We start from the raw sequence: 25,821 nt of genomic DNA, 5'->3' as shown, positions 1-25,821 counted from the left end.
ATTGTTGTGAACAAGACCGACCTGGTAAGCGTAGTCGCCGAGAAGAGCGGGCTTACCAAGAAAGACGCGGAAAAGGCCGTGAGCGCCGTCTTTGATGCAGTAGGCGAAGCGCTGGCCGCCGGCGAGAAGGTGCAGGTGGTGGGCTTCGGCACCTTTGAGGTGCGCGAGCGCGCCGCGCGCAAGGGCCGTAACCCGCAGACAGGCGAGGAGATTGACATCGCCGCGGCGAAACTGCCGGTGTTCAAAGCCGGTAAAGGCCTGCGTGAGACGGTGGGCAGGTAAGCACACCGGCCCGGGAGAGCACAATGTGGCGTTGAAAACGGGGGCGGCCCTCTGCGGCCGCCCTTTGTCATAGAGTTTAGAGGAGGCCTGGCAATGCGCCTGGATAAGTTTCTCAAGGTGGCACGCTTGGTGAAGCGCCGCACCCTGGCCAAGGAGGTTTCCGATCAGGGACGGATTATGCTCAACGGCCGGGTGGCGAAGCCGGCCAGCGAGGTGAAGCCCGGGGATACACTGCAGCTCAGCTGGGGCGGGAAACGGGTGACGCTGGAGATCCTGGCGACGCGGGAAAACGTGCGCGCCGCCGAAGCGAAGGACCTTTACCGGGTCATCAAGGAAGAACCCTGGGGCGGCGCTGCCGCGCCGCGGGACTAAAGACGGGGGCGAGGGGCATACTAAGGGCAAGAAAGCTGCGAGGAGGCTGCTACCGTGTTCAGGAGACGCCGCTTCTTGGCCCTGCTCGTTGTTGCTCTTGTTTTTGCCACCGCCGGTTGCCTGCGCCGTCCCCAACGGGCGCCCCTGCCGCCGCCGGCGAAAAAACCTCAGACCACCGGCCCGGTGGCGGTGGCCCGTTCTGGACGGGAACCGACCCTGTCGCTCTATGACAACAAAACCGGCCAGCGCCGCGATATAAAAATGGAGGAGTACATCGCTGGCGTGGTGGCGGCGGAGATGGAGCCCACGTGGCCGGAAAACGCCCTGGCCGCCCAGGCTATTCTGGCCCGCACCTTTACCCTGGAGGAGCTCGAGACCAAGGGCGGCACCCGGGCGCTCCACGGGACCGACGTTTCCACCAAGGTGGAGGAGTTTCAGGCCTACGACCCGACCCGTATCAACGACAAGGTCCGCCGGGCAGTGCAGATGACCCGCGGGCAGGTGGCTACGTACAACGGTAAGTTCATCCGCGGCTGGTTCAGCGCCTTTGCCGGGCCGCGCACGGCTACGGCCAAGGAGGGACTCGCCTTCAAGGGGCCGGAACCGCCCTATATTAAAAGCGTGAAGAGCCCCGGGGTGCGCTATGCGCCGCCGAATGACCGGAGCTGGACTGCCACCTTCACGCGTTCGGAAATCACTGGGGCGCTCGCCAAGATGAACCTGAGTCCGGGTGCCGGCGGCACGGTGAGCATCGCCAAACGCGGCCCCACCGGCCGGGCGGTGACCCTGAACGTTTATGGTACTCAGGTGCCGGGCGCGGATTTCAGGGTGGCGATCGGCAGTACCCGCTTGAAGTCCATCCTCATTGACGATATCAAGACCAGCGGTGACCGGGTGACCTTCCGCGGCCGCGGCTTCGGCCACGGGGTGGGCCTGTGCCAGTGGGGCGCGTACGCCCTGGCGAAAGAAGGCAAGAGCCCGCAGGATATCATCCGCTACTTCTTCAAGGATGTACGCGTCGACCGCCTGTACCGGTGAAAGAGCGGCCGGGGGCCGGCCGGGGTGAATCCCCGGCCGGCCCCGTTTGTCATTCTCTCGTCCCGCCCGGCATATATACAATTAAGTAGGGTTGGCAGGCGCCCGGTCCGGCGCGAAACCTGGCGGCGGGGAGGGGAAGGCTATGGAGCTCAAGCCCGAGGAACACCGTGTACTCATGCTGAACCGGGAACGGCTGGAGATAAGCGGTGTCCGGCATGTGGACAGCTTCGACGACAAGAGCATCGTGCTCGAGACCAACCTTGGCGTGCTGCACCTCAGGGGCGAGGGCCTGCACATCAAACAGCTCAGCCTGGAACAGGAGAAGCTGGAGGTGGAGGGAGAAATTACCAGCTTGGAGTACAGCGAGAGCCGTGCCGAAAAACGAGGCAAAGGGATCTTGGCACGCCTCCTAAAGTGAGGGGAGCGAAGCAGGCGTGCTGGAAGTTGAACTCACCACCTTAGGCTTTACCCTGGCCTGCGGCGCAGGCTTGGGCCTTTTGTTCGATCTTTGGCGGGCGTGCCGGGCGGTGCTGCACCCAGGCTGGATAGTCACCTCGGCCGGGGATTTGCTGTTCTGGCTGGTGGCCATGCTCGTGGCGGCGGCGACGCTGATGCTGGCGAACTACGGCCAGGTACGTCTGTACGTTTTTCTCAGCCTGGGGGCGGGTTTTGGCCTCTACCAGCTGGCTCTGAGCCCCCTCCTGCGCCGGCCGCTGCGGCTCAGCGTGCGCTTTTTCTACCGGGGGGCGGGTGGGGCCCTGCGCCTTCTGGGCTGGCCCTTTTTGTTTCCGGCCCGCCTGGCCCTTGGGCTGATGCAGGCGGGAAGCCAGGGCGGCCGCCGGTGGGGCAGGGCCGTGCAGCGGCTCATCAGGAGAAAGCTTGAGCTCTTAAAACCGAACAGGAAATCTTGACAGCGAAAGCAGGAAAACGCCCGGCGGCGCCGAAAAGAACTAGAAAGGCCGAGTGGTCGGGCAGCGAGGTGAACCGGGTGGCAATCTCCTTGCGCAGGGAACAGGGCGGCAGACGCCTCAAGGTACCGTGGCAGAAACATTCCGGGCCGCGGAAAAAGCCGCGGTGGGGCGTTTTCTTGCTTCTGGGTTTAACCGGTTATTTCCTTTATTGTTCGGCCGGGCAGCTCCGGCTGGCGCTGGAGCTAAAGGGCAGGCTGGACCAGGTGAACGCCCAGATCGCGGCGACCGAAAAGCGCACCGCGGAGCTGAAACAGGAAATTACCTACCTCAAAAGCGATGCTTATGTGGAAAAGGTGGCGCGCGAGCAGCTGGGATTGGTTAAGCCGGGGGAGATAATCTTTCTTCCGGCCCCTGACCGGGCGCAGAAATAAGTCGTTGACAGAAAAAGGGTTGGACAGCTATAATAATTCTGTTGGAGACGATATCAAGGAGGAAAGGGTCGCGCATGGCTTTGGAGGTAGGCAACATCGTCGAAGGTGTTGTCACGGGTATAACGCACTTTGGTGCCTTCGTCACGTTGCCGGGCGGGCAGACGGGGCTGGTGCACATTTCGGAAGTAGCCGACGCTTATGTGCGGGATGTTAAGGATTACCTTAAGGAAAACGACCGGGTGAAGGTTAAGGTCATCAGCTTGGATAAGAACGGCAAGATCGGTCTTTCCATCCGCCAGGTTACCCATGAAGGCCCGCGGCGGCGCGGCGGTCACCGCGAAGCGCGACATGCGAGTTTAAGCTTCGAAGACAAACTGGCCCGCTTCTTGAAGGAAAGCGACGAGCGGCAGTCGGACCTGCGCCGCAGCGCAGAGGAAAAGCGGGGCGGGCGGGGCACAAACCGGCGCAATCCCGAAATGTGGTAGTAGCCGTAAGAGAAAAGGGCAGGTTTGTGGCATCCTGAGGGATGCCTTTTTTTGTGGGAGGAAGAGCAATGCGTCTGGCCGCCATTGACATCGGCACCAATTCCACCCGCCTGCTCCTGGCGGAAACCGCCGGCAGCGGGCTGAAAGTCATCCGCGAGGAACTGGCCGCCACGCGCCTCGGCGAGGGAATCGGCGGCAGCAACGTGCTTAAGCGGCCGGCCCAGGCCAGAACAGCGGCCGCTGTCGCCCGCTTTTTGGAAGCTGCCCGGGCCGAAGGGGCCGTGCGGGTACGCCTTTTTGCCACCAGCGCGACGCGGGAGGCGGCCAACCGCGCCGAGTTTTTGGCGCGGGTGAAGGCGCTCACCGGGCTGTGTCCCGAGGTCCTAAGCGGCGCCGACGAAGCCCGGCTCAGTTACCTGGGAGCGGCGCGGGCGCTCGGCCTCACGGGGCTGGTGCTGGTGCTGGATGTGGGCGGCGGCAGCACCGAGCTTATTTGGGGCGAAGGCGAAAAACTTCATGCCGTGGAGAGCCTGAAGGTGGGCGCGGTGCGGCTGACCGAGGCCTACCTGAGGTCTGACCCGCCGACTCCGGCCCAGCTGGCCGCCCTGGAGCAACAGGTGCACGCCGCCCTGGCGCCGCTCGCTGCGCGCTGGCGGGGGAGGACCGGGCAGGCGGTGGCGGTGGGTGGAACGGCTACAACCTTGGCCGCCATGACCCAGGCGCTTACGGTGTACGACCCTCGGAAGGTGCATGGTTTTTACCTTACGGCGGCTCAGGTGGAAAGCCTGGCCGTAAAACTGGCCCGGCTTACGGTAAAAGAACGGCGGAAGCTGCCCGGCCTTCCCCCGGGCCGGGCGGATATCATCGCCGCCGGGGCCGCCGTCTTGGCTCTGGCTGTGCAGGATTTGAGGCTGCCTGGTCTCACTGTGAGTGCCGCGGACCTGCTCCTGGGATCGCTCTATGATGAGCTGGCGCACCGTCCTGTAACCGGCGGCGGGGAGAAGGCATAAACTGAGTTGAACGCTACTTGTTTTTCTGGGGGGTTGATCGGTGAGGGGTGAAGAGCTGCTTGCCGGCTTAGTGCTGAAGTCGCGTGCCACCGACGGCGCGCCGGCGTCGAACCTCAGGCGGGAGCTTCTGGCCACGGCGCGGATTATTATACCCATCCGGCCCCAGGGCTCCAAGTATAAGTTTTGGCCGTTGGGAAACTCTAAGTCAGGGTGAAAAAATGGCGGAACGAAAGGCAGCGGCCGGCAAGGAAAAACGCCAGCTGGTGGGAGTACGCAAGGAAGATGTCGATCGCCTGCGCGGCCGGCGGCGCCTGTATGATCCCGAGCGGGGGCCGGAAAACAAGGACTAAAATTTGAGCGGGCAGTTATAAAGCTGCCCGCTTTGGTACAAGCTAGCAATGGAGGTGAAAGTGCATGCCAGATGAAAAGCAGGGCGGAGAAGGTGGCGGCAACAATCAGATGGTTCGCCACGACCGTGACCTGGGTGGAGTAGGCTCCTGGGTCAGTCACATCGTGCGGTTTGTCGTTGCGGCGCTGGTGCTGATGCTGGTCGGCTATGTGGTTCCCGGTTTTAGCCGCCTGACCTTCGGTACCGCGCTCCTGGCAGCTATCGTCATTGCGCTGTTCGGTTACGTCATCGAGGCCATTGGCGGTCGCCAGATCTCGCCCTACGGCCACGGCATAGTGGGGTTTATCGTTTCGGCCATCGTTATCTATGCCGCGCAGTTTGTCGTGCCTGGTCTCAGGGTAACCATCCTCGGCGCTCTGCTCGGGGCCTTCGTCATCGGTATAGTCGATATGTTTATCCCGACGAAGGTGCGGTAAGGGTCAAGGCAAGGAAATGGGGCCCAGTCTCTGGGTCCCATTCTTTTTCTTGACGAGTGGCCGTCAGAAAGGTATAATGGGGACAAAAGGGGAGCTGGAAGGATCCGGCTGAGAGGGGACCTGGCGGTCCCGACCCTTAAACCTGATCTGGGTAATGCCAGCGTAGGTGCCATATGCTGACTACCGAGAGCTTGAGGCTGCCTGGCCCAGGGAGGGTTAGGCAGCCTTGATCATTTAGGAAGGGGGAAGACGGATGCCAGTTGTCAACGTCAGCCTGCAGGTGCTGCCGGCGGTGCCGGAAGAGCGCATCTACCCGGTGGTGGACAAGGTGATTGAGCTCATTCAAGCCTCCGGGGTGAAGTACGAGGTGGGCCCCATGGAAACCACCATGGAGGGGGAACTGGACCTGCTCCTTGACATCGTAAAAAAGGCCCAGGAGGTTTGCACTAAGGAGGGGGCCGCGCGCGTTGTCTCGGTGGTCAAGATTGATTATAAACCGGCTGGCGTTACCATGGCCGAGAAAGTCGGCAAGTACCGGCGGTAACTGGGTGGCGCCCGCCTTTCTAATGTTTCTTCTCGTACTTTGGGAAGCAGCGGTACGGCTCTTGATGATCGAGCCGTGGCTCCTGCCTGCTCCTTCCGCCATCCTGCGCGCCCTGGGCGAAGGCGGGCCGCTGTTTGCGCAACATACGGCTGTCACCTTGTACGAGTCCCTCCTCGGTTTTCTTCTGGCGGTGGTGCTGGCCTTTGCCCTGGCTTTTGCCATGGATGCCTTGCCCCTGGTGCGCCGGGCGCTGTATCCGCTCCTGGTGGCCTCGCAAACCGTGCCCATCATCTCAGTGGCGCCGCTTTTTCTCATCTGGTTCGGCTACGGGCTCCTCCCCAAGGTGCTCGTGGCGGTACTGGTATGTTTCTTTCCTGTAGCGGTGAGCCTGCTCGACGGCCTGGCGGGGGTGGACGGCGAGCTTATCGATCTGTTACGCTCCATGGGGGCGAGCCGCCTGACCCAGCTTCGACTGGTCAAACTCCCGGCGGCGCTGCCGGCGCTTTTTTCAGGGCTCAAGATCGCCGCCACCTACAGCATCATGGGCGCCGTCATCGGCGAGTGGCTGGGTGCCCAGGCCGGCCTGGGCTACTACATGACGCTCTCCCAGCGTTCCTTCGCCACGGCGCGGGTGTTTGCCGGCATCGGTATCATTACGCTGCTCAGCTTGGCGGTGTTCAAGGTAATCGAGCTTTTGGAGCACCGTCTGATGCCTTGGCTGCGGCTGAGGAGCGAGGAATAGCAACATAAGGGAGGAAGAAACCGTGAAACGACTGATTGCCCTATCCCTGCTCCTGGCACTCATACCTGCCCTGCTGGGCGGCTGCAGTGCTCAAACGGGGGACAAGGCGGTGCCGCCGACCCCTCCAGCGACCCAGGAGCCCGTCAAGGCGACGGTGCTGCTCGACTGGACGCCCAATACCAACCACACCGGGCTTTATGTGGCACGGGACAAGGACTATTACAAGGAGCAGGGCTTGGATGTCAGCATCGTCGGGCCGCTGGAGGGCGGTGTGGCCCAGCTGGTGGCCGCCGGCAAGGCGGACTTCGGCGTTAGCTACCAGGAAGAGGTGACCAACGCGCGCGTGGCCGGCATCCCGGTGAAGGCCATCGCGGCGGTCATCCAGCACAACACCTCCGGTTTCGCTTCGCCGGTGGAAAAGGGAATCAAAACCCCCAAGGACTTTGAGGGCCGCAAGTACGGCGGCTGGGGTTCGCCCATGGAAGAGGCCATGCTCAAGGCCCTCATGGATAAACACGGCGCCGACTTCAGGAAAGTAGAAATGGTCAACATCGGCTCGGCCGACTTTTTCACCACCGTGAAAAAGGACGTGGACTTCGAATGGATCTACTGGGGTTGGACCGGCATTGAGGCCGAGCAAAGGGGTATCAAGCTCAATTTCATCAAGCTGATCGATGAAGACCCGGCCCTCGACTACTACACCCCGGTCCTTATTGCCAGTGAAAAGACCCTCAGCGAAAGACCGGAACTCGTGAAAAAGTTCCTTAAAGCCACCAGCCAGGGCTACGAATACGCCATCGCGCACCCGGAAGAGGCGGCGAACATTCTCACCAGCGCTGTACCGGAACTGAACAAGGACCTGGTGCTGGCCAGCCAGAAGTACCTGGCCCAGGAGTACCGGGCCGATGCGCCGCGCTGGGGTGAAATGAAAGAGAGTGTGTGGAAAAACTACGCCGACTGGATGTACGACCGCCGAGTGATCGAAAAGAACATCGATCCCAAGGCGGCCTTCACCAACGAGTTTTTGCCTGCGAAGTAGGTGGGGCCGCTGATCCTGCCCGGAAGGCCGTGAAGAGTTTGCTGAAAGTGGAAGCACGGGGCATCAAGAAAACGTACGGCAACCTGCCGACCCTGGGCGACGTGAGCCTTACCCTGGCGGAGGGGGAATTCGTTGCCGTCGTAGGGCCCAGCGGCTGCGGCAAAAGCACCCTCTTTAACATCATCTCCGGGCTCCACCTGCCGGACGCCGGCACGGTGCACATCGACGGGGAGGACTACACGGGGCGTACCGGCCGGGTGAGTTACATGCACCAGAAGGACCTGCTCCTTCCCTGGCGGACCATCCTGGACAATGTCTGCCTGCCGCTGGTGGTTAAGGGATTAAACTGGCGGCAGGCGCGCGCCCAGGCCGCCCCTTATTTTCCCGACTTTGGTCTGGCCGGGTTCGAGCGCCACTACCCGGCCCAGCTCTCCGGGGGCATGCGGCAGCGGGCGGCGCTCCTTCGGACCTACCTCTTCGCCAGCGACATCATGCTGCTCGATGAACCCTTCGGGGCCCTGGATGCCCTCACCCGGCGCAAGATGCAGCTTTGGCTGCTCTCCACCCTGGAGCGGTACCAGACCTCGGTGCTCCTCATAACCCACGACGTCGAGGAGGCGCTCCTTCTCTCCGACCGGGTGTACGTACTGAGTGCGCGGCCGGCGCGGGTGAAGCTGGAGCTTAAGGTGGACCTGCCGCGCCCGCGCTCAGAAGAGACGGTGATGGCGCCGGGTTTCATCGCGCTTAAGCGCCGGCTGCTCGCAATCTTGTAAACAGAGGCGAAAGATGGCTTTCTTTGATCCGGTGGCGCCGGAGTATGACAAGTGGTACCAAACGCCGATCGGGCGTTTCCTCGATCAGGTGGAGACAAAGCTGGCCTTCGACCTCTTCACCCCGCACGCAGGTGCGCGCGTGCTGGACGCCGGGTGTGGTTCCGGCCTGGCTTACGTTTCTGCCACCTGGCGATCCACACATCCGTGTGGCCATGCAAGAAGGTCAAGATCTTTGATTTGAAGGGCGCTGCGGTCTGCCGTAATTGCGGCACTGCCACGCTGGCTAGACACGCTTTGCGTTGTATATGTCTCTATACCGGAACTTAAGGGTAGTGGTGAGGCAAATGATGAAAGAAGCCACAAAATAAAAGAGTACCTCCGTCAAAAGACGGGGTGCTCCTTTCATAAATACGGTAGACCAGGAATGCAGAATCCTTCAGCTATAAAGAGCTTACTGTTTCTGCAGCTGATCAGTCAGTGCCGCCTGTGCGGCCATTACTCGTCTCCGATCCCTTGTAGCGACCGGGGCTTTGTACCATGGGGGCAATAAAGTAATAGTAATGGGGAATATAGGTACACCTAAATCACCTACAGCTTCGACCAGGTCTTCACGCACCCCTGCCCCCACCACCGGAATACCGATCTTTTCTACCGCAGTCATAATAATGTTCAGCCCACTCTGAACGATTTCCGGTGTAGTCTCTGAACCAAGGTTGGCATTGGCCACCAAACCGGTTACTTTCAGGTGAGTGGCTTTTTCAATTGTAGTGAGCATTTTCTCAATACTAGGAACATCCCTAGTAAAAGGCCGGCAGGTGTTAACCACGAGTAACAGCTCGTGAGGCAGCAGTTTCAATTGATCGCTGAATCGACCCAATGCTGTGGCACCAATATCGTCGCCGCCGACGTCCACCACCACGTTTAATTCAGGATCATCAAAGGCTCCTTGGATGCGAGGGACAATAACAGGAAGGTCCGCCTGGACTAGTTCACGGGGCGGTGCTACTACCTCGATACCTTGGGCCATCAGTTTTTCGGTAACATCCCGCGACCGGAAATAAGGGCTGACAATGTCCAGATCGGCAATAGTAACCTTTTTATGTTGGGTGGCTAGTGTTTGTACATAGTTAAGTGCTATTTCTGTTTTACCGCTGCCAAATGCCCCTACAAAGATTGTTATCCGCTTCTCCAAATACATATTTCGACCTCTCAGCTTACTGTATTTCTGTGCTATGCATATATTTGCGGCCGTTCTTCCTGGTTCAGAACGCGCAAAGCCCCTTGAGCCAGGGCTTCCATCTCCCCTTCACCAGGATAAACCAGCACCGGTGCCAAAAACTCCACCCGTTCCTTAATCCAGGAAGTGAGTAATTCCGAGTGGGCCATACCTCCAGTCAGTACTATGGCATGGGGCCTATCTTTGAAGACGGCGGTGAGAGCACAGATGCTTTTGGCCACCTGGTACGCTAACGCCTTAAAAACAAGTTCAGCCTGCTCATCACCTTTTTCCACCCGCCGCTGTACTTCCCTGGTGTCAGTTGTCCCTAGATGAGCCATTAGGCCGCCTCGGCCTTTCACCATCCGCATTACATCTTGAAAGGTAAAACGGTCGCTGTAGCAAAGCCGGACCAAATCGCCTACCGGCAAAGTGCCGCTTCTTTCCGGCGACATGGGCCCCTCCCCATCCAAGGCGTTGTTTACATCTACCACCCGGCCGCGCTTATGGGCGCCAACAGAGATTCCGCCGCCCATATGGGCCACGATTAGATTGAGCTCTTGATATGGACGAGCCAGGGCCTTAGCGGCCTGACGGGCAGCCGCTTTTTGATTTAGGGCATGAAATTTGCTGCGGCGCGGTAATTCCGGCAAACCTGAGATGCGGGCCACCTCATCGAGCTCGTCCACCACTACCGGGTCTACGGTGAAAGCAGGGATGCCGCCCGCCTCTTGCGCCAGATCATAAGCTAAGATCGGCCCTAAGTTGCACGCATGTTCACCCCATTTGGCCGATCTTAAATCGGCTAGCATGCGCTCGTTTATCTGATACGTCCCGCCAGCCAGTGGCTTGGTAAGGCCTCCTCTACCGACTACCGCCGACAACGATGACAGAGCGATGTTCTTTTTACTGAGGAAATCCAAAACCGCCTTCTTGCGCAGGCCGTATTGGTTGATCACCGATCCACAGGCTTCCAGTTCGGCTGGCGGGTGGGACAGGTTTTCAGCCATAAGAAGTTGATCGTCGGCAAATAAAGCCAGCTTGGTGGATGTGGAACCGGGATTTAAGACCAAGATATGCATTTTTCTTCCCCCCCTTGTCCAATGCCTTCGATGACGCCAAGGAAACAGCCGCTTAAGTACCAAGCCTACTTCTTCAAATAGTGAGCCAACAAATTGGCTACCGCCAAGGAATTTAATTTGGTGTCGGCGCTGTCACTCCTGGATGTGGCAATGAGTGGGGCCCGGGCACCAATGACAACTGCCGCACCTTTAAAGTGAGCGCAGTGAACGAAAGACTTGTGAATTACATTCCCCGTCTTCATATCAGGCATTAGAAGAATGTCTACCTTACCTGCCACAGGGCTGGCAATACCCTTGTGGGCGGCAGCTTCTTCTGACACGGCGTTATCAAAAGCCAATGGCCCGTCTACAACAGCATTCTTTATTTCACCTCTATCGGCCATCTTAGCCAGGGCTGCGGCATCGAGAGTTTCAGGCATATCTGGATTAACTAACTCCAGTGCACATATAACCGCTACGCATGGGGTTTCGATGCCTAGTGCTTGAGCCAGCTGAATACCGTTTTCTAGAATACTTTTCTTTTGCTGAAGATCGGGCGTGATATTAATAGCACAGTCGGTTACTATTAACAGCTTTTCTTTTCCGGTCCATTCGAAAACACTGGCGTGGCTAATTAAACGCCCTGTTCGCAATCCCTTTTCTTTATCCAGCACCGGTCGTAGGAAAGTAGCTGTTTGCAGTAAGCCTTTCATGAGTACATCTGCCTCACCGGAATTGACTAAAGCCACAGCTTGCTTGGCACAGTCGTCTGAACTGGTCGCCTGTACTATGGTATAGGTCGTTGGATCCTCGTTAAGATCTGCCAGCAGGTCTGAAATACCCTTGGGATCGCCTACCAGTACCCCCTCTGCTATACCAACCTTTTTTGCTTCTATGATTGCCGTTAATACTTCTGGATCAGCCGCTTGAGCCACCGCCACGCGCACGGGACCCTGAGCCCTTGCTTGGGAAATCACTTCTTGGAAATTCTTCATTTACATCCCCTCCATGGCCAAATGCTGGATTGTTAGATTGGGCTAACCTTGGCGCAGTTCCTTATTGTCTGAGGCAGCTGCATATAAATTCCAACATGTAAAAGCTTTGCTCTACCTGACAAACAGAGGGACAGTTAGCTGGAAGCTCCAAAGTCAATTCTTAAAGCTGCCCCCGGCTTGCGGGAGCAGCTTTTGAGACCCTACTTTTGAGCAGCGCTTCGTCCTTTTTCGATGGCCTCTTTGTTAAGCGGCAATAGGTTCTGCCTATGTGCGGGCAGGTTCTTCCTTAAAGCTTCCAGTAGACCGTTTGGGGTCACCACGCCAGTAACCTCCACCACAGCGCCTAACGCCACCATGTTGGCCACCCGGGCATTTCCTAATTCATTGGCCACTTGGGTGGCTGCTACCTTAACTATGGTCACATCTTGGCGCTTGGGTTCCCGGGTTGCCAGCGAAGAATTTATCACCAGTACGCCGCCCGGCTTTACCGCTTCTTCAAACTTATCGAGAGAAGGCAAGTTCATCGCTACCACACAGCTGGGGCGGCTTGCCACCGGCGAGCCAATCTCCCGATCGGACACGATTACCGTACAGTTGGCAGTGCCGCCGCGCATTTCTGGCCCGTAAGAAGGAATCCAAGATACCTTCTTACCCTCGTCCATAGCCGCATGGGCCAGCAGCTGGCCCATGAGTAGTACGCCCTGGCCGCCAAAACCGGCAAAAATGAATTCCTGTTGCATCTACTCCACCTCCTTGGGAACCTTAAACTCACCCAGGGGGTAGTAGGGAATCATGTTTTCTTCCAGCCACTTTAAGGCCTTCTCCGGCGCCAGGCCCCAGTTGGTGGGGCAAGTCGACAGCACTTCTACTAAAGCGAAGCCGTTGTTGTTAAGTTGGACTTCAAATGCTTTTTTGATAGCACGCTTGGCTTTTTGGATATTGGCCGGAGAGTTAACTGCTACCCGAGCAATATACTGTGGAGCTACCAATGTAGATAGCATTTCGGCGACGCGAATGGGATATCCCACCGTATTTACATCCCGGCCGTTAGGCGAGGTGGTGGTTTTCTGACCCTCTAAGGTGGTTGGTGCCATCTGCCCGCCGGTCATGCCGTAGATCGCGTTGTTGACATAAATGACGGTAATGCTTTCACCTCGGTTGGCGGCGTGGACGATTTCCGCTGTACCGATGGAGGCCAGGTCACCGTCCCCCTGGTAGGTGAAAACGATGCGATCGGGCAGGGCTCGTTTAATACCGGTGGCCACCGCCGGTGCACGCCCGTGGGCGGCCTCCTGAAAGTCTACATTAAAATAGTTGTACGCCAGCACAGAACAACCTACCGGTGCCACCCCGATGGTACGTTCCGCCACACCCAGCTCATCAATGGCCTCGGCCACCAGGCGGTGAATGATGCCGTGCGTGCAGCCGGGGCAGTAGTGGGTGTTGACATCGGCCAGGGACTGGGGACGAGTGAATACCACCTTCATGCCTCACACCTCCCATTTACCGCCTTTTCGATTTCCGCCAGAACTTCTTCCGGGGTCGGGACAATACCCCCAGAGCGGCCGTAGAAGTAAACCGGCCGCTTGCCGTTCACGGCCAGCCGTACATCCTCTACCATTTGGCCGCAGTTCATCTCCACGCTGAGGAAAGCCTGAGCTGTGTCGGCGAGTTCGGCCAGCGCCGCACTGGGGTACGGCCACAGGGTGATGGGGCGGAAAAGGCCGGCCTTAATCCCCTTTTCCCGCGCCGCATCCACGGCGCTGCGGGCGATGCGGGCTACGGTGCCGAAGGCGGCGACCACAATAGCGGCATCATCGGTCCGGTACCCTTCCCAGCGCACTTCTTCCGCCGCTGCGCGCGCGTACTTTTCTTGCAGGCGGCGGTTATGCATCTCGAGGCGCTCGGGCTGCAGCTCCAGGGAGTTGATGATGTTTTTGGGCCTATCTTTTTTCCAGCCGGTGGTGGCCCAGGGCTTGGGCGGCAGTTCCCGCTTCTCCTCCGCCGGGAACGCCACAGGCTCCATCATCTGGCCCAGCAGGCCGTCGCCCATGATCATTACCGGGTTGCGATACTTGTCGGCCAGATCAAAGGCCAGGATGGTGAGATCCACCACCTCTTGGACCGACGCCGGAGCCAGGACCAGTAAACGATAGTCGCCGTGGCCGCCGCCCTTGGTGGCTTGAAAGTAATCGGATTGTGAAGGCTGAATGCTGCCCAGGCCGGGTCCGCCGCGCGACATGTTCACCACGACGCACGGAAGCTCGGCCCCGGCGATGTAGGAGAGGCCTTCCTGCTTCAGGCTGATGCCGGGGCTAGAGGAAGAGGTCATCACTCGTGCTCCTGCACCGGCAGCGCCGTAGACCATGTTGATGGCGGCGACTTCGGATTCCGCCTGAAGGAAGACGCCTCCCACCTGCGGCATCCGCTTGGCCAGATACTCCGGGAGTTCGCTCTGGGGTGTTATCGGGTAGGCGAAGTAAAGACGGCAGCCGGCCTGAATGGCCGCCTCGCCCAAGGCTTCATTACCCTTCATGAGCAGCTTTTCGCTCACGGTTCTCCCTCCTTCTTCTACTCGCGATAGACTTCAATGACACAATCAGGGCACATGCGGGCGCAAGTGGCGCAACCAGTGCATTTGTCCGGATCCAGAGCTTCGGCTGGGTGGTAGCCCAGCTTATTGATTTTGTCACTCATAGCTAGGATTTTTGCAGGGCATACTGTGGTGCAAAGTCCGCAGCCTTTACACCGATCCCCATTGAACACCACTTTTCCACGAGCCATTTCTTTCCCTCCCTTATACAACATGAAGTAGCAAACAAGCCTAAATTGTAGTTGACACAAAGGAACCTAAAAAGGGGTGGGGGGCCGACCAATTTTGGGGGCGCTTCCGGGAGATGGCCGCTTACAAGGCTTCCCCACCCCAAAACTATGACTGACATGTAAACTAGACTAAGGCGCCTGGATTAGGTAAGTGATATACTAAATGTAAAGCTCGCAAGTTTCATTAGCATGATATAATCCCAATGTGGTAAACTAATTTAGAAGAGTATTGTTACAAAGGAGGCCAACGCTGTGGAGGAGCGCATTAGCGAAGACAAACGAGAGAAAAAAGAGATGATTTGTTCGGCAGTGTGTGAACATGTCTACAGCCTACTAAGAATGGCCTGTGCCGAGTTGAAACAGTGCTTAGAGAAACACCAGTCTCATTCCACTCTTACCTTTTGGGAATGAGTGATTAGCCGTCACATGGTTCACATTATGGCTGCACGAAGTACTAGTGCAGCTTTTTAATTCCTCGTAGAATAGCATCTTCTGGAGATAAATACAAAACTCATGATCGCCCCAATGCCCAAGAAGGTTGTGGTTGTAAACGTTTCACTATGCAGGCCTGTAAAGACCATATACTCAGCCAACACCAGCAAGATTATTGAGACCACCTTAAGGCCCAGTGGCTGAGGCCATTTAAGCTGCAAGAAGACATTCGCTCCCAGAGTGAGCCCTAATAAAACAAACAGTGTCTTCATACATACCCCACACTTCCCTCACGCCTCAACATAGTTTACTTCGTTCTCAACATCATGCTGTAAAAGATGATGTTTGTTGCTGCACTCTTTCTATTATGGCGTTAGAATCCTTGAGCCCCTTTACCACTTCAGCAAATACAAGCACCGAAAGGAGGATATATACAATACTGAATATCGCGATCGACCATTTTCCTGTTGAAATATAACCATTTACTTGATACAAACCGCCAACTACAGTTGTAAACCACAGTGCACACCCTGGAATAAACGCAAGTTTGGGATTGCCACGCCAAGCTAAAATAAGGGTCGATAGAATCATTAATACGGCTCCACCAAGCAAATGATCGGCTAGCAACCAATTACCTAACGCCTCTAACACAGTAGAGGAAAAAGTAAGTAGGGCAATAATAATTGTGCTACATATTGTTGCTCCGACCACGGATTTGAACCAGCTGTATTGCGGCTTATCAGGCATAATCTCCTGAAAGATACATCTTCCTGTTCTAGGTAATGATTCGGCAGTTGTCATAACAAAGGCATTGAACCACACCATGGCAATCACGGTTCCAAGTTCGGCTGGAATGGCTGAAAAAGCAGCGTTTACTACCGTGCCAAACCCCTTACCAAACACCGGCGCTGGGCCTGTCGTTCTCATTGTTTCCACTAAAAAGTTACTGTCGGTGCCGGCAGCCATACACAACAACGCCGTTATTGCTATGAGTAGTTCCAGCGCAAAGGCACCTACGGCGACAAACCTCACATCAGTTTCCTTATCGATCTGCTTTGATGTAGGGCCGGTTCCTAATAAAGCATGCCCGCCTGAAATGGCACCGCAGCCCAGGAAAACAAACATCATAGGCCAAAGCGGCATACCGAGCATACTTTTAAACCCGTAGACCGCAGGCAAAACAAGAGGCAGGTTACTCTTAAGCAACGAAATGATGCCTAGAATAAGGCCCGCCATTAGAATATACAGATTCAGGTAACCGCGAGGAACCAAAAGGGCCCAAACTGGAAGACCGCTTGCGAAAAGAACATAGATCAAGAGGATTATGCGCCAGGTAGTTAAACCTATAGATATAGGAGGCATTTTAAAACCATAATAAATGGAACCAACGATTATAGCTATGGCGACAATGGTAACCGGTACAGGATTAACCTTTTTCTTGTAAAGAAGGTATCCAGTTATCACGGCAACAGGTACTGATATTATCGCACAAGGCACTGCCTGTGGAATACCTGCAAAACTCCCGGCTGCTGTGTTTATAAAGGCAGCCGATGCGCCAATCATGTATACAAAAGCAAATATCTGGATGATAGCACGGGCACGGGATCCTAAAATGTGCTGAGTATATTCACCAAATGTTTCACCTCCAAACCGGACAGATCCCATTATGGCAAAATAGTCGTGCACCGTACCCAGGATAGCACTTCCTACCAACAAATAAACTACACCAGGCAACCAACCCCAAAGAGCCGCAAAAGCAGGACCGGTAATAGGTCCAGCCCCCGCGATGGCCGGCCAATGAGATCCAAGAAGTACAACTTTATTCTGGGGCGCAAAGTCAACATCATCACGTTTGTAATGTGCAGGTGTGGGACGTGAATCATCAGGCTGCGCAATCGTTTTTTCTAAATGCTTACCCCAGATATTAAAGTTGAAATAGCCAACACATAGAGCAAGCAGCATTATAGGCAGTGTCGTCATGCCTTTCACTCGCTCCTTTGCTTTTGAATGGAATCCAGCTATACGTGGTATGATTGCTACACACTTGGGCTAGAACTGGTCACTATACGTGTTGTGTAATATTGTGATTAGGTGGTATAATGTCTCATTTACCGGGGTCGCGACTCCGTGCTTCTTACCTTCTCTTACTACAGCACCGTTAATGAATTCGATTTCTGTTTTCCGCTTTTTCATTAAATCTTGCGTCATTGATGGATAGTGTCCCCTCACCTTGGACGACAGGTCGTTTAGAAAGTCCATGCACTCCTCAAAATCGAGGTTTATACCTTTTGCACCAGCTACAGTAACGATTTCTTTAGTGATGTCCTTAAAGAGGGACTGGGTAATTTCGCCCTGATCCAGTAACGTACCCGTCCGTATTCTGCATACCGTACATAATGCGTTTAAGTTGCAGTTAATAACAAGCTTGCGCCAGATGTCTCGTTCTACCTCTAAGGATATCTCTGCGTTAATCCTTGCATTTCGAAATACCTGTTCGACTTGTTTTACTTTGTCATCGACGATATTATTCAAAGGCTTGAAATGTATCGTGCGTTTAGCCAGCTCACTGCTGATGCGGCCTGGTCCTAGAAGTACACTTGCAAAGTCGATTACGCCAAAAAGGACCTTGTCCTCACCTACTACATCAGCTATTTTCTCTGCATTTCCCAATCCGTTCTGTAAAGTTAGTACACGTGTATCCGGCTGAATCATCGGTGTGGCGTTCTTAATAGCCTGTTCGGTATGGGTCCCTTTCACCAAGAAGATTACTAGATCCACAGGACCAACCTGGGCTGGTGAGGTCTCGGCATTGATCTTTACGTTTTCTTCAACGCCATCACAGATCATAGTTAAGCCATGTTCTTTAATAGCTTTAATGTGGTCTTCCCAAACGTCTACCAGCGTAACGTCTTCGCCTGCTTGGGCCAGTAGACCGCCGAAGAGGCTTCCCATGGCTCCTGCACCCAGAACAGCAATCCTCATTACGTGATCCCCCTTCCAATTTTCCCCACATGGTGTACTTACTAATTTAATTAACTCCGTACACGTGCCGGACAAACCTCATACACTCTAGCTGGTTCGATCCGACCCCCTTTCAAAAAACACTCCTTCATCCACTCCTAGTACTCGGGCGAGAACCCTAAGGCTGGCAACAGATAGACCGCACTTGCCATGTTCGACATCACAGATGAAGCTACGTGACAACCCGCTCTTTTGGGCTAGGGCACGTAAAGATAGTCCTTGTTGTGTTCTAAGTTGGCGCAGTCTTTTGCCGACCATTGGTAGTCTCACCTCCCTGGACTAGTGCATGCCATGGCCGACCACATGTAAAACTCAGCGGTCGGCTGCGGCGACCAGTTATCTTCGTTCGCGGTGAGTATTCACTAGTTTTCTACGAAATTCGCAGTATTTTATGGTCGTCAGGCACGACCTGTCCGCTTATTGTTTTATACCTAATGTGCGGTATAATAGTGTACGGTGTCGCCGTACAGGGAGGGTAAGTTATCATGGAGGATATAGGGGCCAGGCTTAAGCGGATCCGCAAGAAAAAGGGCTTTTCCCTGCGCGGTTTGGGAAAAGCCGCTCATGTGTCCCATTCTTTTATCGCCGACATTGAGTCTGGACGAAGTAAAACGTCTTTGGATACGTTAAATTCGCTGGCAAAGGCATTAGATGTCTCTATACTGGAGCTTACAGGTGGTGAGAAACCACCTGTCACAAATACAGGAGATGACAGTTATTTTTGTGTCCGGGAACATAATGATTATGAGGGTTGGTCCGTATCGAACCGGACCATTGACCCAGAGCTGATTGCATTGTGGAACGACCTCGTGTGCCGCGAGGATTTGCAGGCCATGCTGAAGCAAATACGGAATTACGAACCGGAAACAGTGCGCAAGCTGATAGAGACCATTGGTTTGATTGAAAAAACTGGCAAACATTGAAGGGGTGCACGTGCCTGCGGGCCCTTGACTAAAGGAAGACATGCAGGTATAATAATTATTGTCGCGATGTCAAGCCGCGATGTACATGGCGCGGGGTGGAGCAGTCCGGTAGCTCGTCGGGCTCATAACCCGGAGGTCGCTGGTTCAAATCCAGCCCCCGCAACCAATTTAAACGTGGCGGCGTAGCTCAGTTGGCTAGAGCATGCGGTTCATACCCGCAGCGTCAGGGGTTCGAATCCCTTCGCCGCTACCATTCAAGATACTAACTTCCGCATTGAAAAAGCGGAAGTTTATTTTTGCCGTTCCATCTGGTTGCAGAACGACAGTATCCACGAAGGCGTCAACGGCTTCCTTAAGCTCGTTGGCGTCTTTTTTTGTTTCTATAGCCTGGGCGCACCTTTTTAGGTAATCCCGGATGGATTCTGGGGTAAACATGGCGCCGGCGGACTGCTCCACCTCCTAGAGCTTGGCGCGCAGACTGTGCCGCAACTCCCCTTCGCTCCGAAGACGTTCCTGCACGTCCTTGGTGCCAAGGCCCTGGGCCACGAAGTCTACCAAGTTACTGATCCTGCGTTCTGCTGCCGCCAATTCCTCCCGAAGGTACTCGGCCTCGGCTTTCCGGTCGGCATCCTGTTTCGCGGCATAATCGCTTTCGGAGGATTTTGGATGCCAGTGGGCTTTTTATCAAATTTTTTTATGGGCAAACCGAATTTCCAGGAGGATTCTACACCAGAATGTAGTATAATAAAGCTAAGCAAACCGTATAATGTGAATGAGTCCTCTGTATGCGAAAGTCGGCTCCATGCCGTGCGCGCATAACGGCGCCTAGCTACAGAGGGTTGCGGAAGGCCCTGTCTGCTTCGAAGTCCCAAGTTTATGTTTGGGATACTCATGTAGGAGCGATGGGGCCTTCCTGTTTGTGTTTGCTTTTAGTGTGGTCAACTTCGTGGTTCTCAGGGATAAACTCCCAGTGTCTGTAAGGATGATGCCAGCGATCAGTAACGCCATTTGGCGTTCCCGTGGATACTCCAATATTGAAACCGGGATGGATTTGCCTTATCCGTTTATTGATGTATTTGTAGAGCTTCTCCTTAGCTATGGTCTTGGCAGCTCTACGTCTTTGCCCTTTGGGTTTTTCTTTATGGAGATCGTTAAGGCGAAACTGCATGGATCCCAGGACAATATCCGTGCACTGTAAAATGACATGGTCCTTCGAATCGACTTCGGCGATATCTTCTCGCCGTATCAGAAGGTGCGCTTCCCTAAATTCTTTAAGGTGTTGTAAGCCATAAACGAATTCCTTGAACTTATCTGCTTTCTCCTTGGTGTCCGGGAATTTATCAAAGTAGAGGCGAAGATAAATGGGATCCCTACCCGGATTAGAATACCTGAGGCCGAAGGCGTGTTTGAGAAACTGATAGTAGAGCTTAAAGTATGATTCTTGAAGTTGCTCGCGCGTCAAGTTTTTGGGCTGGTATATATTATGGGTAAACATGATCCTCACCTTGATTTTTCCGGCAGCTATGAAATCAAAGAACAACGCCATCATCTCAATATACTTGTCTAAATAAGCCGCTGAAGTCTTAGCCCACTTGATTTCCTGCAGCCCCAGGCCTTCCTTCTTGGACTGCAACGCAGAACGGACTTCTGTGAGCCATTCCGAAGATACTAATGTGCCTCCGTAGAAGTTGCTGTAGTACTTGCCTTGCTTTATTGATTCATCACAGTAAATAATGTACTCCAATTCATTACCCCCGAAATAGTTGCCGCCTTTCCGGACGGCTTTTTATTTCCCCATCCCCGCTGCCACTTCCCGGGTCATCATATCCGCCTGCCGCTCCATGATCTCGTACTGCTTGTCTACGCCAACTGTGCGCCTTAGCCGGGGTTCGTCTTCGATGAAGAAGCAAAATGTCCGGCCTGTCCGAGCATTTGCCCACATTTAATGCTAAAGAACAAGCTCCCGAAAGATTAGCATGGGAACTATGGCATGCGTAGCATAACCTTGATTGTATATGAGCCTGATTCCTTCAGCGTATTGATCAAGGGGCATCCTCAGGTCTGAATCTGTAAACTGACTTAGGTTTTCTCTTTCTGTACTAATACAATCAACAACACCCAAAGCGTACCATTCACCGGGTATGTAATTTCCGTAGATCCGAAGAAGATCGTCCGGGCTAATCGTTAGGTATTCGCCCTTGAGAGTCCCAATGATACTCTCTCCCTGATTTGTATACATGTCCATTTCTAGGCCCATTGGTACAATCGAGAACATAGATTCGAAAGCCCTAGCATCCTTGGCCTTCAGCCCCAAGAGATTAGCCTTATTTAGCTTGGGGACCGTCGTCTTTAGCGTTTCAAAATTACGGATGGTTAGTGCACCCTTCAGCAAAACTAGTTGACCGTCCCCGGTATCTGAAAGAGATCCGTTATGCGGTTCTATGTTTAGCGCAGTAAGTAGGTCAAGTATAACCTGGTCATAAGGGGCATAACGCCTTTCTTGCGGACTAACTTATTTTCCGGCGGAGATGGCAACTTCTCGTACCGTGAGGTCAGCTTGGCGCTCGACGATGCTGTATTGCTGGTCGGCTTCGATGGTGTACCGGGCTTTGGGCATGTGCTCTATCACGTGGCAAAGTTCATGCAGGAGCACGCACTGCTGTCGCTCGTATGTAAGGACATCGCTGATGATTAGTGGAAATGACCATGGGCGCCCTTGTAGACGATTCCCCAGAGGTCAGAATCTGTGTTCTGGATGGATCCGCATATCGAACACCTTTAATAATTACTCAGCATTTGTTCGCACTTAGTCTTTAGGGCCTGAATATCCTGTGATCTCATCAAAAACTGAGCCATGGATAGGACTTCCAAAAAGACCGGATCTCTGTCAGCTATTCTAATCTGAAACCGAAGAGAATCAAGGTTTTGTTCCCGATTCTTCTTGTCAAAGTGTGGACCGCCTAGCTTATTGGCTGCGTACTGAAGTATCTCACGTCTAGTTTGTTTATGACCATTAACAACTATAGTTTGGCCATCTTAGGAAGGCTTTGAGGCCTACGGATGCGGGAGGCTCATTGAGGGTTTGTCGATCATGTTCGTAGTGCGTCCTTATCTCATCGTCACTAAGTGTCTTATTGTAGATGCGTACTTGCCCAATTACTCCCCAGCCTACGTTAGCTCTTGCTTCTTGTGCGTATACTAAATTGGGATGATTCACGGAGGTGCTCGGTTTAGGGATCGTGATCCTTGGTTCTTTGCTAAACCCACAAAGTTTCCAGGCTTTCTGCAGGTCGTTGTCAACCAACAGGCGTCTAAGCACCGTAGTATTACGGCGGATCTCTTCATCGGAGGGCTGTTGGTTGCACCAATGATTTTCCAGGTATCGCAGATCCTCAAGAACAACCTTCAGGAATTCGAGGTCATAACGAGAAAGCATTCTGCCCACCCCTTTGTCTTTTGCTTCCTTCGGACTGAGCGGTTCCCAGGAAGTAGACTTCACATCGATGCCGCAACAATCTTTTGGTAAGTCTTCGGATCCGCGACCGCCAGGAACTTCCGTCCGTCCTTAAGTTACACCGCAAAGGATATTTCCTTCCTGTTACCTCCGGCGAGCGCGCCCGCTACAAGACCAACAGGGCCCAGTAGGGCTCCACCGACTAATCCCCAGCCGGCGCTTGAGAGGAACTTCTTCTTGTTTTCCTCTGTCACCAACTTGACCCTTTCAATATTGCCTTTTAGGTCGAGTCTTTTGCCGAGCCCCAGCTGATGGCAGATTGGCCGAACGTTGACACGAACCCGGTATTCTTGGGGAAGTCGCCACCAAAAACCTTAAACACCCTAGCTAATCCTCCTCTAACCCGCCTTCCCGGCGCTTCCCCGCCGCGCCCTCGTGGTGCATAAGGACCGCCTGGTTATTCCTCCGCTCCAAGAGGTTTTGGAGCAGGAAGTGGAGGACTTTCTTGGCCGCAGGCACTATGAACACCGGCGGGACGAGGCGAATTCAAAGGTTATCGGGAAAGGGGAATACCACCGCCGAAGGTAACATAAGCGCGGCAGTGCCTTAATTACGGGGGACCGCAGCGCCCTTCAAGATCAAAGATCTGGATCTTAACCTTTTTGCGTGGCCACACGGATGTGTTGGATCGTCTGGTGGCAGAATGTGTGCAGGGAGGGGGTCCCATCCTGCCAAATCCCTTTCGTCTAGCAGGGCTGGGTGAACCAACCCTGAGTTTATTATTGCTGTCGCCGTGAATCCTAGAATCAGGCGCTTTGGGGGTTTTTTGCTTTGGGAAGCTCAACTTAACCTTTTGTAAGAAGTTGTTCCCAAAACATAAAGTGCCTGTCCCCCTCATAAGGATGAAGTAGAACCAAGAGGGGAGGGCAGAGGATGCACTTTAGCGACTGCATCTTCCTTACGGCCTATAAGGAGCACCTGCTGCACTGTGGCGCTGCGGGACAATTCGTCAAGTACCGAGACGTGAACGAAGGCTGGGCTTGTGGCGGCTGCCCGATTCCGGGTTTGTTGGAGAACCACTTTTGCGTTCATCTCCGGCCCAAACGGCATCTTAGCCGCAATGGCTCGAGCACGGAATGGTTTTGTTCCCTTACGGGCACACGACTGTTTAGTCCCGAAAGTTGTAAAGCCTGCCCCCGGTACGTCGGCGTCAAGCTGGGGCAGGTGATGGTCTGGCGGGCCCGGGAACAAGTCCAGGCTTGCGCAGGTGAGCGCATTCCCGGGTGACGCGCGGCGACCGGATGCGTGTTGTTGCCGGGCCGACGCAAGGGTTGACAAGGTGAGCAGCCTTGTGCTAAAATGAGTGACGTCAGTGAGGTGGGCCATTAGCTCAGCTGGTAGAGCACCTGACTCTTAATCAGGGTGTCGTGGGTTCGAAGCCTACATGGCCCACCAGACATACCAAGGCTTTCGGCCTTTCCCATATACCGTGATTACTGCAGTGCACTTCCAAGGCAAGGAAAAACCGGGGAGTATGGTCCCCGGTTTCATTCACAGGTCATCATGAGAGCCTTACGGGTTTGGCGGCCCGTAGGGCTCCTTTTTTCCTGCTTCTCTTGGGTAAGCAGAGTGTCCGGGCTCTTGGCGGCGCGCTCTTTACCGTCCGCCCTGCCTTCCGCCACAGCACCTGGTAGCTTTCGTACGTGATGGGCGTATTCAGCAGGGGCGCGGTTTTTTGGTATCGGAGATGGCCAATGTGAACACAGGCCGCAGGAGCGAACACAACCCGGGCGGAAAAATACCCGGGAAGCGAGGTGTGGCGCGCTTTCGAAGGCGAACACAGAATGTCGGACCACGGGCCGATCATATGCATCCTCAGCATCAGCTGGTAGCTGACGTTGTGCCCGCGCGGGCGAACAAAATCACCGTTGAACCTGTGACGCCCCAGAAAACAAAGGGAGTAGTTGCGTCTGTAGCCGGCAGGTGGAAGAACTGCCGCGACCTCGTAGAGGACCTAATGCGCATCAGGGAGGATGAAGATGACCGACCGGGAACAAGCCTGGGGTGTAAGGATTTCCCGACCAGGGAAAATTTTTTCTCCAAGTAATTGACATATGTTCATTAATTTGGGTATACTACTATTGAGCCTAGGGCCCCGGAAGGCAAGAGGCCGGTGAGGACGGTTGCATCGCGTCGCGGCCGCTTGGGTAGCAACTGTAGGGGGTGCCGGAGGTGGAAAGGGTGCGGCGCTTGCGCTGAGGCCTGCCGGTTTGGTGCCCCGGGTGCATTCTCTTTGACCGCGAACTGGTGGAGGCCGTCGCCGCGCGGCCGGCCGACGGGGGGCGGGGGGCACCGGGCCCGGTACCCAGGCCCTGGCCGCCCCCCGGGAAAACGTCGGCCGGGTGTTAGGGTAATAAAGAGCGATGTTAAATGACACGCAGCTGGACGGGAGGCAAACAAATGGCCGCAGACAAAACATGTGGCGCCGGCGTGACCGGTCAAGATACGGCACGGCAGGCACCGGTAAAGGAAAAGCCTGCTCCTTTGGAGAAACTGCCGCAGCCCGAACAAAGCTCGATCAAGCATACCATTGCGGTGATGAGCGGTAAAGGCGGCGTCGGCAAATCCACGGTGACAGCGCTCCTGGCTGCCGCCCTCGCCAAAGAGCAGCAGGCGGTTGGGATTCTGGACGCAGACATCACCGGCCCCAGCATACCCAAGCTCTTCGGGCTCAAGGAACAGCCGGTTTCCTCGCCCATGGGCATTATCCCGCCCAAGACCCTCCTGGGCATCAGGGTGATGTCGCTTAACCTCTTGCTGCCGCACGAGGACGACCCCGTCATCTGGCGGGGGCCGCTGATCGCCGGGGCGGTCCGGCAGTTCTGGACCGATGTCATCTGGGGGGATCTCGACTACCTGGTGATTGACTTGCCCCCCGGCACCGGTGATGCTCCGCTCACGGTTCTGCAGTCGCTGCCGCTGGATGGGATTATCATCGTCTCTTCGCCCCAGGAGCTGGCCATCATGGTGGTCAAAAAGGCCGTTAAAATGGCGGCAATGCTGAACGTACCGGTTTTAGGCCTGGTTGAGAACATGGCGTATCTTGCCTGCCCCCACTGCGGGGAGAAGATCGAGCTCTTCGGTCCCAGCCGGGCAGCTGCGGTTTCTAAAGAGCTGGGCCTCCCGTACCTGGGGTCGTTCCCGGTCGATCCAAAGCTGGCGGAGGTGGGCGACAGGGGAGAGATAGAGCGGTACCAGGCGGATTTCCCGGTGGACTTTTTGCTGCGTTTGGAGAAGGGCGCACGTCCGGCCCACTGAACAAAGAGACACAAGGAAGCCGTTCCTGGCGGGCGGCTTCCTGCTGTATTTACTTGCCAGCAGGATTTTCCCGCTTGGATGGGGAAATCTTCGCTGGTTTAAGTTTTTTGGTATGCTACTTGCATT

The 25,821-nt window shown here is 55.2% G+C and carries 32 protein-coding genes, 3 tRNA genes and 1 riboswitch; of the genes, 23 read left to right on the top strand and 12 right to left on the bottom strand.

What is annotated here, in order from left to right; genetic code table 11:
- The first annotated feature begins 6 nt into the window (after positions 1 to 6).
- From K5554_RS01340 to K5554_RS01270, 16 genes are all read left to right on the top strand, one after another.
- Positions 7 to 282 (top strand): HU family DNA-binding protein, encoded by a 276-nt coding sequence (locus K5554_RS01340; RefSeq protein WP_221039383.1) that lies wholly within the window; start codon positions 7 to 9, stop codon positions 280 to 282.
- Positions 283 to 375: 93 nt separating this feature from the next.
- Positions 376 to 654 carry an RNA-binding S4 domain-containing protein gene (locus K5554_RS01335; protein ID WP_221039382.1) on the top strand — a complete coding sequence of 93 codons (279 nt, stop codon included), beginning with the start codon at positions 376 to 378 and terminating at the stop codon, positions 652 to 654.
- Between the two features lie 54 nt (positions 655 to 708).
- Positions 709 to 1,692, top strand: coding sequence for a SpoIID/LytB domain-containing protein (locus K5554_RS01330; RefSeq protein WP_221039381.1), 984 nt, complete (start codon positions 709 to 711; stop codon positions 1,690 to 1,692).
- A gap of 142 nt (positions 1,693 to 1,834) precedes the next feature.
- Positions 1,835 to 2,110 (top strand): sporulation protein YabP, encoded by a 276-nt coding sequence (gene yabP, locus K5554_RS01325; protein ID WP_221039380.1) that lies wholly within the window; start codon positions 1,835 to 1,837, stop codon positions 2,108 to 2,110.
- A gap of 16 nt (positions 2,111 to 2,126) precedes the next feature.
- On the top strand, positions 2,127 to 2,603 hold the full coding sequence (gene yabQ, locus K5554_RS01320; protein WP_221039379.1) for a spore cortex biosynthesis protein YabQ: 477 nt from the start codon (positions 2,127 to 2,129) through the stop codon (positions 2,601 to 2,603).
- 89 nt (positions 2,604 to 2,692) lie between these two features.
- Complete coding sequence (locus K5554_RS01315) at positions 2,693 to 3,034, top strand: septum formation initiator family protein (RefSeq protein WP_221039378.1); 342 nt, start codon at positions 2,693 to 2,695, stop codon at positions 3,032 to 3,034.
- Positions 3,035 to 3,108: 74 nt separating this feature from the next.
- Positions 3,109 to 3,519: a S1 RNA-binding domain-containing protein gene (locus K5554_RS01310; protein WP_221039377.1), complete on the top strand. Its 411-nt coding sequence runs from the start codon at positions 3,109 to 3,111 to the stop codon at positions 3,517 to 3,519.
- A gap of 68 nt (positions 3,520 to 3,587) precedes the next feature.
- Positions 3,588 to 4,529, top strand: coding sequence for a Ppx/GppA phosphatase family protein (locus K5554_RS01305; RefSeq protein WP_221039376.1), 942 nt, complete (start codon positions 3,588 to 3,590; stop codon positions 4,527 to 4,529).
- 40 nt (positions 4,530 to 4,569) lie between these two features.
- Entirely contained in the window at positions 4,570 to 4,743 is a 174-nt protein-coding gene (locus K5554_RS01300; RefSeq protein ID WP_221039375.1) for a hypothetical protein, read from the top strand.
- A gap of 4 nt (positions 4,744 to 4,747) precedes the next feature.
- Positions 4,748 to 4,879, top strand: a complete 132-nt coding sequence (locus K5554_RS14335; protein WP_255565453.1) for a hypothetical protein — start codon at positions 4,748 to 4,750, stop codon at positions 4,877 to 4,879.
- Positions 4,880 to 4,988: 109 nt separating this feature from the next.
- Complete coding sequence (locus K5554_RS01295; RefSeq protein ID WP_370636954.1) at positions 4,989 to 5,354, top strand: phage holin family protein; 366 nt, start codon at positions 4,989 to 4,991, stop codon at positions 5,352 to 5,354.
- Positions 5,355 to 5,436: 82 nt separating this feature from the next.
- Positions 5,437 to 5,533: riboswitch (TPP riboswitch) on the top strand.
- A gap of 74 nt (positions 5,534 to 5,607) precedes the next feature.
- Positions 5,608 to 5,898 (top strand): thiamine-binding protein, encoded by a 291-nt coding sequence (locus K5554_RS01290; protein WP_221039373.1) that lies wholly within the window; start codon positions 5,608 to 5,610, stop codon positions 5,896 to 5,898.
- A gap of 22 nt (positions 5,899 to 5,920) precedes the next feature.
- Entirely contained in the window at positions 5,921 to 6,640 is a 720-nt protein-coding gene (locus tag K5554_RS01285; protein ID WP_221039372.1) for an ABC transporter permease, read from the top strand.
- 22 nt (positions 6,641 to 6,662) lie between these two features.
- A complete protein-coding gene (locus tag K5554_RS01280; RefSeq protein WP_221039371.1) occupies positions 6,663 to 7,679 on the top strand; it encodes an ABC transporter substrate-binding protein in 1,017 nt (338 codons plus the stop codon).
- Between the two features lie 29 nt (positions 7,680 to 7,708).
- The gene (locus K5554_RS01275; protein WP_370636930.1) at positions 7,709 to 8,452 is read left to right on the top strand and encodes an ABC transporter ATP-binding protein; all 744 of its coding nucleotides are present in this window, start codon (positions 7,709 to 7,711) and stop codon (positions 8,450 to 8,452) included.
- A gap of 13 nt (positions 8,453 to 8,465) precedes the next feature.
- Positions 8,466 to 8,693, top strand: a complete 228-nt coding sequence (locus K5554_RS01270) for a hypothetical protein (protein WP_221039369.1) — start codon at positions 8,466 to 8,468, stop codon at positions 8,691 to 8,693.
- 210 nt (positions 8,694 to 8,903) lie between these two features.
- Here the strand turns inward: K5554_RS01270 and K5554_RS01265 are convergent, their stop codons facing one another.
- The 7 genes from K5554_RS01265 to K5554_RS01235 all read right to left on the bottom strand — a co-directional run bounded on the left by K5554_RS01265 (position 8,904) and on the right by K5554_RS01235 (position 14,508).
- Positions 8,904 to 9,650 carry a hypothetical protein gene (locus tag K5554_RS01265; protein ID WP_221039368.1) on the bottom strand — a complete coding sequence of 249 codons (747 nt, stop codon included), beginning with the start codon at positions 9,648 to 9,650 and terminating at the stop codon, positions 8,904 to 8,906.
- 32 nt (positions 9,651 to 9,682) lie between these two features.
- Entirely contained in the window at positions 9,683 to 10,750 is a 1,068-nt protein-coding gene (gene buk / locus K5554_RS01260; protein ID WP_221040471.1) for a butyrate kinase, read from the bottom strand.
- A gap of 65 nt (positions 10,751 to 10,815) precedes the next feature.
- Positions 10,816 to 11,724: a bifunctional enoyl-CoA hydratase/phosphate acetyltransferase gene (locus K5554_RS01255; protein WP_221039367.1), complete on the bottom strand. Its 909-nt coding sequence runs from the start codon at positions 11,722 to 11,724 to the stop codon at positions 10,816 to 10,818.
- 200 nt (positions 11,725 to 11,924) lie between these two features.
- A complete protein-coding gene (locus tag K5554_RS01250) occupies positions 11,925 to 12,464 on the bottom strand; it encodes a 2-oxoacid:acceptor oxidoreductase family protein (RefSeq protein ID WP_221039366.1) in 540 nt (179 codons plus the stop codon).
- Positions 12,465 to 13,211 carry a thiamine pyrophosphate-dependent enzyme gene (locus K5554_RS01245; protein ID WP_221039365.1) on the bottom strand — a complete coding sequence of 249 codons (747 nt, stop codon included), beginning with the start codon at positions 13,209 to 13,211 and terminating at the stop codon, positions 12,465 to 12,467.
- On the bottom strand, positions 13,208 to 14,278 hold the full coding sequence (locus K5554_RS01240) for a 3-methyl-2-oxobutanoate dehydrogenase subunit VorB (protein WP_370636929.1): 1,071 nt from the start codon (positions 14,276 to 14,278) through the stop codon (positions 13,208 to 13,210). Before K5554_RS01240 ends, K5554_RS01245 begins: the two co-directional genes overlap by 4 nt.
- Positions 14,279 to 14,295: 17 nt before the next feature.
- Positions 14,296 to 14,508 carry a 4Fe-4S binding protein gene (locus K5554_RS01235; protein WP_221039364.1) on the bottom strand — a complete coding sequence of 71 codons (213 nt, stop codon included), beginning with the start codon at positions 14,506 to 14,508 and terminating at the stop codon, positions 14,296 to 14,298.
- A 291-nt stretch (positions 14,509 to 14,799) separates the two neighbouring features.
- On the opposite strand from K5554_RS01235, the gene K5554_RS01230 reads away from it, so the two are divergent.
- Positions 14,800 to 14,958 carry a hypothetical protein gene (locus K5554_RS01230; protein WP_221039363.1) on the top strand — a complete coding sequence of 53 codons (159 nt, stop codon included), beginning with the start codon at positions 14,800 to 14,802 and terminating at the stop codon, positions 14,956 to 14,958.
- A 345-nt stretch (positions 14,959 to 15,303) separates the two neighbouring features.
- Here the strand turns inward: K5554_RS01230 and K5554_RS01225 are convergent, their stop codons facing one another.
- The 3 genes from K5554_RS01225 to K5554_RS14625 form a co-directional block, all read right to left on the bottom strand.
- Complete coding sequence (locus tag K5554_RS01225) at positions 15,304 to 16,959, bottom strand: carbon starvation protein A (protein ID WP_255565561.1); 1,656 nt, start codon at positions 16,957 to 16,959, stop codon at positions 15,304 to 15,306.
- Positions 16,960 to 17,028: 69 nt separating this feature from the next.
- A complete protein-coding gene (locus K5554_RS01220) occupies positions 17,029 to 17,961 on the bottom strand; it encodes a ketopantoate reductase family protein (RefSeq protein WP_221039361.1) in 933 nt (310 codons plus the stop codon).
- Between the two features lie 87 nt (positions 17,962 to 18,048).
- The gene (locus tag K5554_RS14625) at positions 18,049 to 18,258 is read right to left on the bottom strand and encodes a helix-turn-helix transcriptional regulator (protein WP_221039360.1); all 210 of its coding nucleotides are present in this window, start codon (positions 18,256 to 18,258) and stop codon (positions 18,049 to 18,051) included.
- Positions 18,259 to 18,485: 227 nt separating this feature from the next.
- Here K5554_RS14625 and K5554_RS01210 point away from each other — a divergent pair, with 227 nt between their 5' ends.
- The 3 genes from K5554_RS01210 to K5554_RS01200 all read left to right on the top strand — a co-directional run bounded on the left by K5554_RS01210 (position 18,486) and on the right by K5554_RS01200 (position 19,176).
- Positions 18,486 to 18,923, top strand: a complete 438-nt coding sequence (locus K5554_RS01210) for a helix-turn-helix domain-containing protein (RefSeq protein WP_221039359.1) — start codon at positions 18,486 to 18,488, stop codon at positions 18,921 to 18,923.
- An 89-nt stretch (positions 18,924 to 19,012) separates the two neighbouring features.
- A tRNA-Met gene (locus K5554_RS01205) sits at positions 19,013 to 19,089 on the top strand.
- A 10-nt stretch (positions 19,090 to 19,099) separates the two neighbouring features.
- A tRNA-Met gene (locus K5554_RS01200) sits at positions 19,100 to 19,176 on the top strand.
- Between the two features lie 636 nt (positions 19,177 to 19,812).
- Here the strand turns inward: K5554_RS01200 and K5554_RS01195 are convergent.
- Together K5554_RS01195 and K5554_RS01190 are read right to left on the bottom strand one after the other, a co-directional pair.
- On the bottom strand, positions 19,813 to 20,667 hold the full coding sequence (locus K5554_RS01195; RefSeq protein ID WP_221039358.1) for a DUF3800 domain-containing protein: 855 nt from the start codon (positions 20,665 to 20,667) through the stop codon (positions 19,813 to 19,815).
- Positions 20,668 to 20,871: 204 nt separating this feature from the next.
- Positions 20,872 to 21,315, bottom strand: coding sequence for a hypothetical protein (locus tag K5554_RS01190; RefSeq protein ID WP_221039357.1), 444 nt, complete (start codon positions 21,313 to 21,315; stop codon positions 20,872 to 20,874).
- Positions 21,316 to 21,480: 165 nt separating this feature from the next.
- Here K5554_RS01190 and K5554_RS01185 point away from each other — a divergent pair, with 165 nt between their 5' ends.
- From K5554_RS01185 to K5554_RS01175, 3 genes are all read left to right on the top strand, one after another.
- Positions 21,481 to 21,618, top strand: a complete 138-nt coding sequence (locus tag K5554_RS01185) for a hypothetical protein (protein ID WP_221039356.1) — start codon at positions 21,481 to 21,483, stop codon at positions 21,616 to 21,618.
- Positions 21,619 to 23,756: 2,138 nt separating this feature from the next.
- Positions 23,757 to 23,832, top strand: a tRNA-Lys gene (locus tag K5554_RS01180).
- Between the two features lie 1,005 nt (positions 23,833 to 24,837).
- Complete coding sequence (locus K5554_RS01175; RefSeq protein ID WP_221039355.1) at positions 24,838 to 25,695, top strand: Mrp/NBP35 family ATP-binding protein; 858 nt, start codon at positions 24,838 to 24,840, stop codon at positions 25,693 to 25,695.
- Positions 25,696 to 25,821: the final 126 nt, after the last annotated feature.

Source organism: Gelria sp. Kuro-4, assembly GCF_019668485.1.
Lineage (GTDB): Bacteria > Bacillota > DTU030 > DUMP01 > DUMP01 > DUMP01.
The sequence above is the reverse complement of the archived record's forward strand: the minus strand, read 5'-3'. Positions and strand labels throughout refer to the sequence as shown.

Excerpts from the sequence above, each read along its gene's own strand:
- K5554_RS01335 (WP_221039382.1), top strand. The coding sequence starts at position 376 with ATGCGCCTGGATAAGTTTCTCAAGGTGGCACGCTTGGTGAAGCGCCGC.
- yabP (WP_221039380.1), top strand. The coding sequence starts at position 1,835 with ATGGAGCTCAAGCCCGAGGAACACCGTGTACTCATGCTGAACCGGGAA.
- K5554_RS01310 (WP_221039377.1), top strand. The coding sequence starts at position 3,109 with ATGGCTTTGGAGGTAGGCAACATCGTCGAAGGTGTTGTCACGGGTATA.
- K5554_RS01305 (WP_221039376.1), top strand. The coding sequence starts at position 3,588 with ATGCGTCTGGCCGCCATTGACATCGGCACCAATTCCACCCGCCTGCTC.
- K5554_RS14335 (WP_255565453.1), top strand. The coding sequence starts at position 4,748 with ATGGCGGAACGAAAGGCAGCGGCCGGCAAGGAAAAACGCCAGCTGGTG.
- K5554_RS01295 (WP_370636954.1), top strand. The coding sequence starts at position 4,989 with ATGGTTCGCCACGACCGTGACCTGGGTGGAGTAGGCTCCTGGGTCAGT.
- K5554_RS01290 (WP_221039373.1), top strand. The coding sequence starts at position 5,608 with ATGCCAGTTGTCAACGTCAGCCTGCAGGTGCTGCCGGCGGTGCCGGAA.
- K5554_RS01285 (WP_221039372.1), top strand. The coding sequence starts at position 5,921 with ATGTTTCTTCTCGTACTTTGGGAAGCAGCGGTACGGCTCTTGATGATC.
- K5554_RS01270 (WP_221039369.1), top strand. The coding sequence starts at position 8,466 with ATGGCTTTCTTTGATCCGGTGGCGCCGGAGTATGACAAGTGGTACCAA.
- K5554_RS01265 (WP_221039368.1), bottom strand. The coding sequence starts at position 9,650 with ATGTATTTGGAGAAGCGGATAACAATCTTTGTAGGGGCATTTGGCAGC.
- buk (WP_221040471.1), bottom strand. The coding sequence starts at position 10,750 with ATGCATATCTTGGTCTTAAATCCCGGTTCCACATCCACCAAGCTGGCT.
- K5554_RS01255 (WP_221039367.1), bottom strand. The coding sequence starts at position 11,724 with ATGAAGAATTTCCAAGAAGTGATTTCCCAAGCAAGGGCTCAGGGTCCC.
- K5554_RS01250 (WP_221039366.1), bottom strand. The coding sequence starts at position 12,464 with ATGCAACAGGAATTCATTTTTGCCGGTTTTGGCGGCCAGGGCGTACTA.
- K5554_RS01245 (WP_221039365.1), bottom strand. The coding sequence starts at position 13,211 with ATGAAGGTGGTATTCACTCGTCCCCAGTCCCTGGCCGATGTCAACACC.
- K5554_RS01235 (WP_221039364.1), bottom strand. The coding sequence starts at position 14,508 with ATGGCTCGTGGAAAAGTGGTGTTCAATGGGGATCGGTGTAAAGGCTGC.
- K5554_RS01225 (WP_255565561.1), bottom strand. The coding sequence starts at position 16,959 with ATGACGACACTGCCTATAATGCTGCTTGCTCTATGTGTTGGCTATTTC.
- K5554_RS01220 (WP_221039361.1), bottom strand. The coding sequence starts at position 17,961 with ATGAGGATTGCTGTTCTGGGTGCAGGAGCCATGGGAAGCCTCTTCGGC.
- K5554_RS14625 (WP_221039360.1), bottom strand. The coding sequence starts at position 18,258 with ATGGTCGGCAAAAGACTGCGCCAACTTAGAACACAACAAGGACTATCT.
- K5554_RS01210 (WP_221039359.1), top strand. The coding sequence starts at position 18,486 with ATGGAGGATATAGGGGCCAGGCTTAAGCGGATCCGCAAGAAAAAGGGC.
- K5554_RS01175 (WP_221039355.1), top strand. The coding sequence starts at position 24,838 with ATGGCCGCAGACAAAACATGTGGCGCCGGCGTGACCGGTCAAGATACG.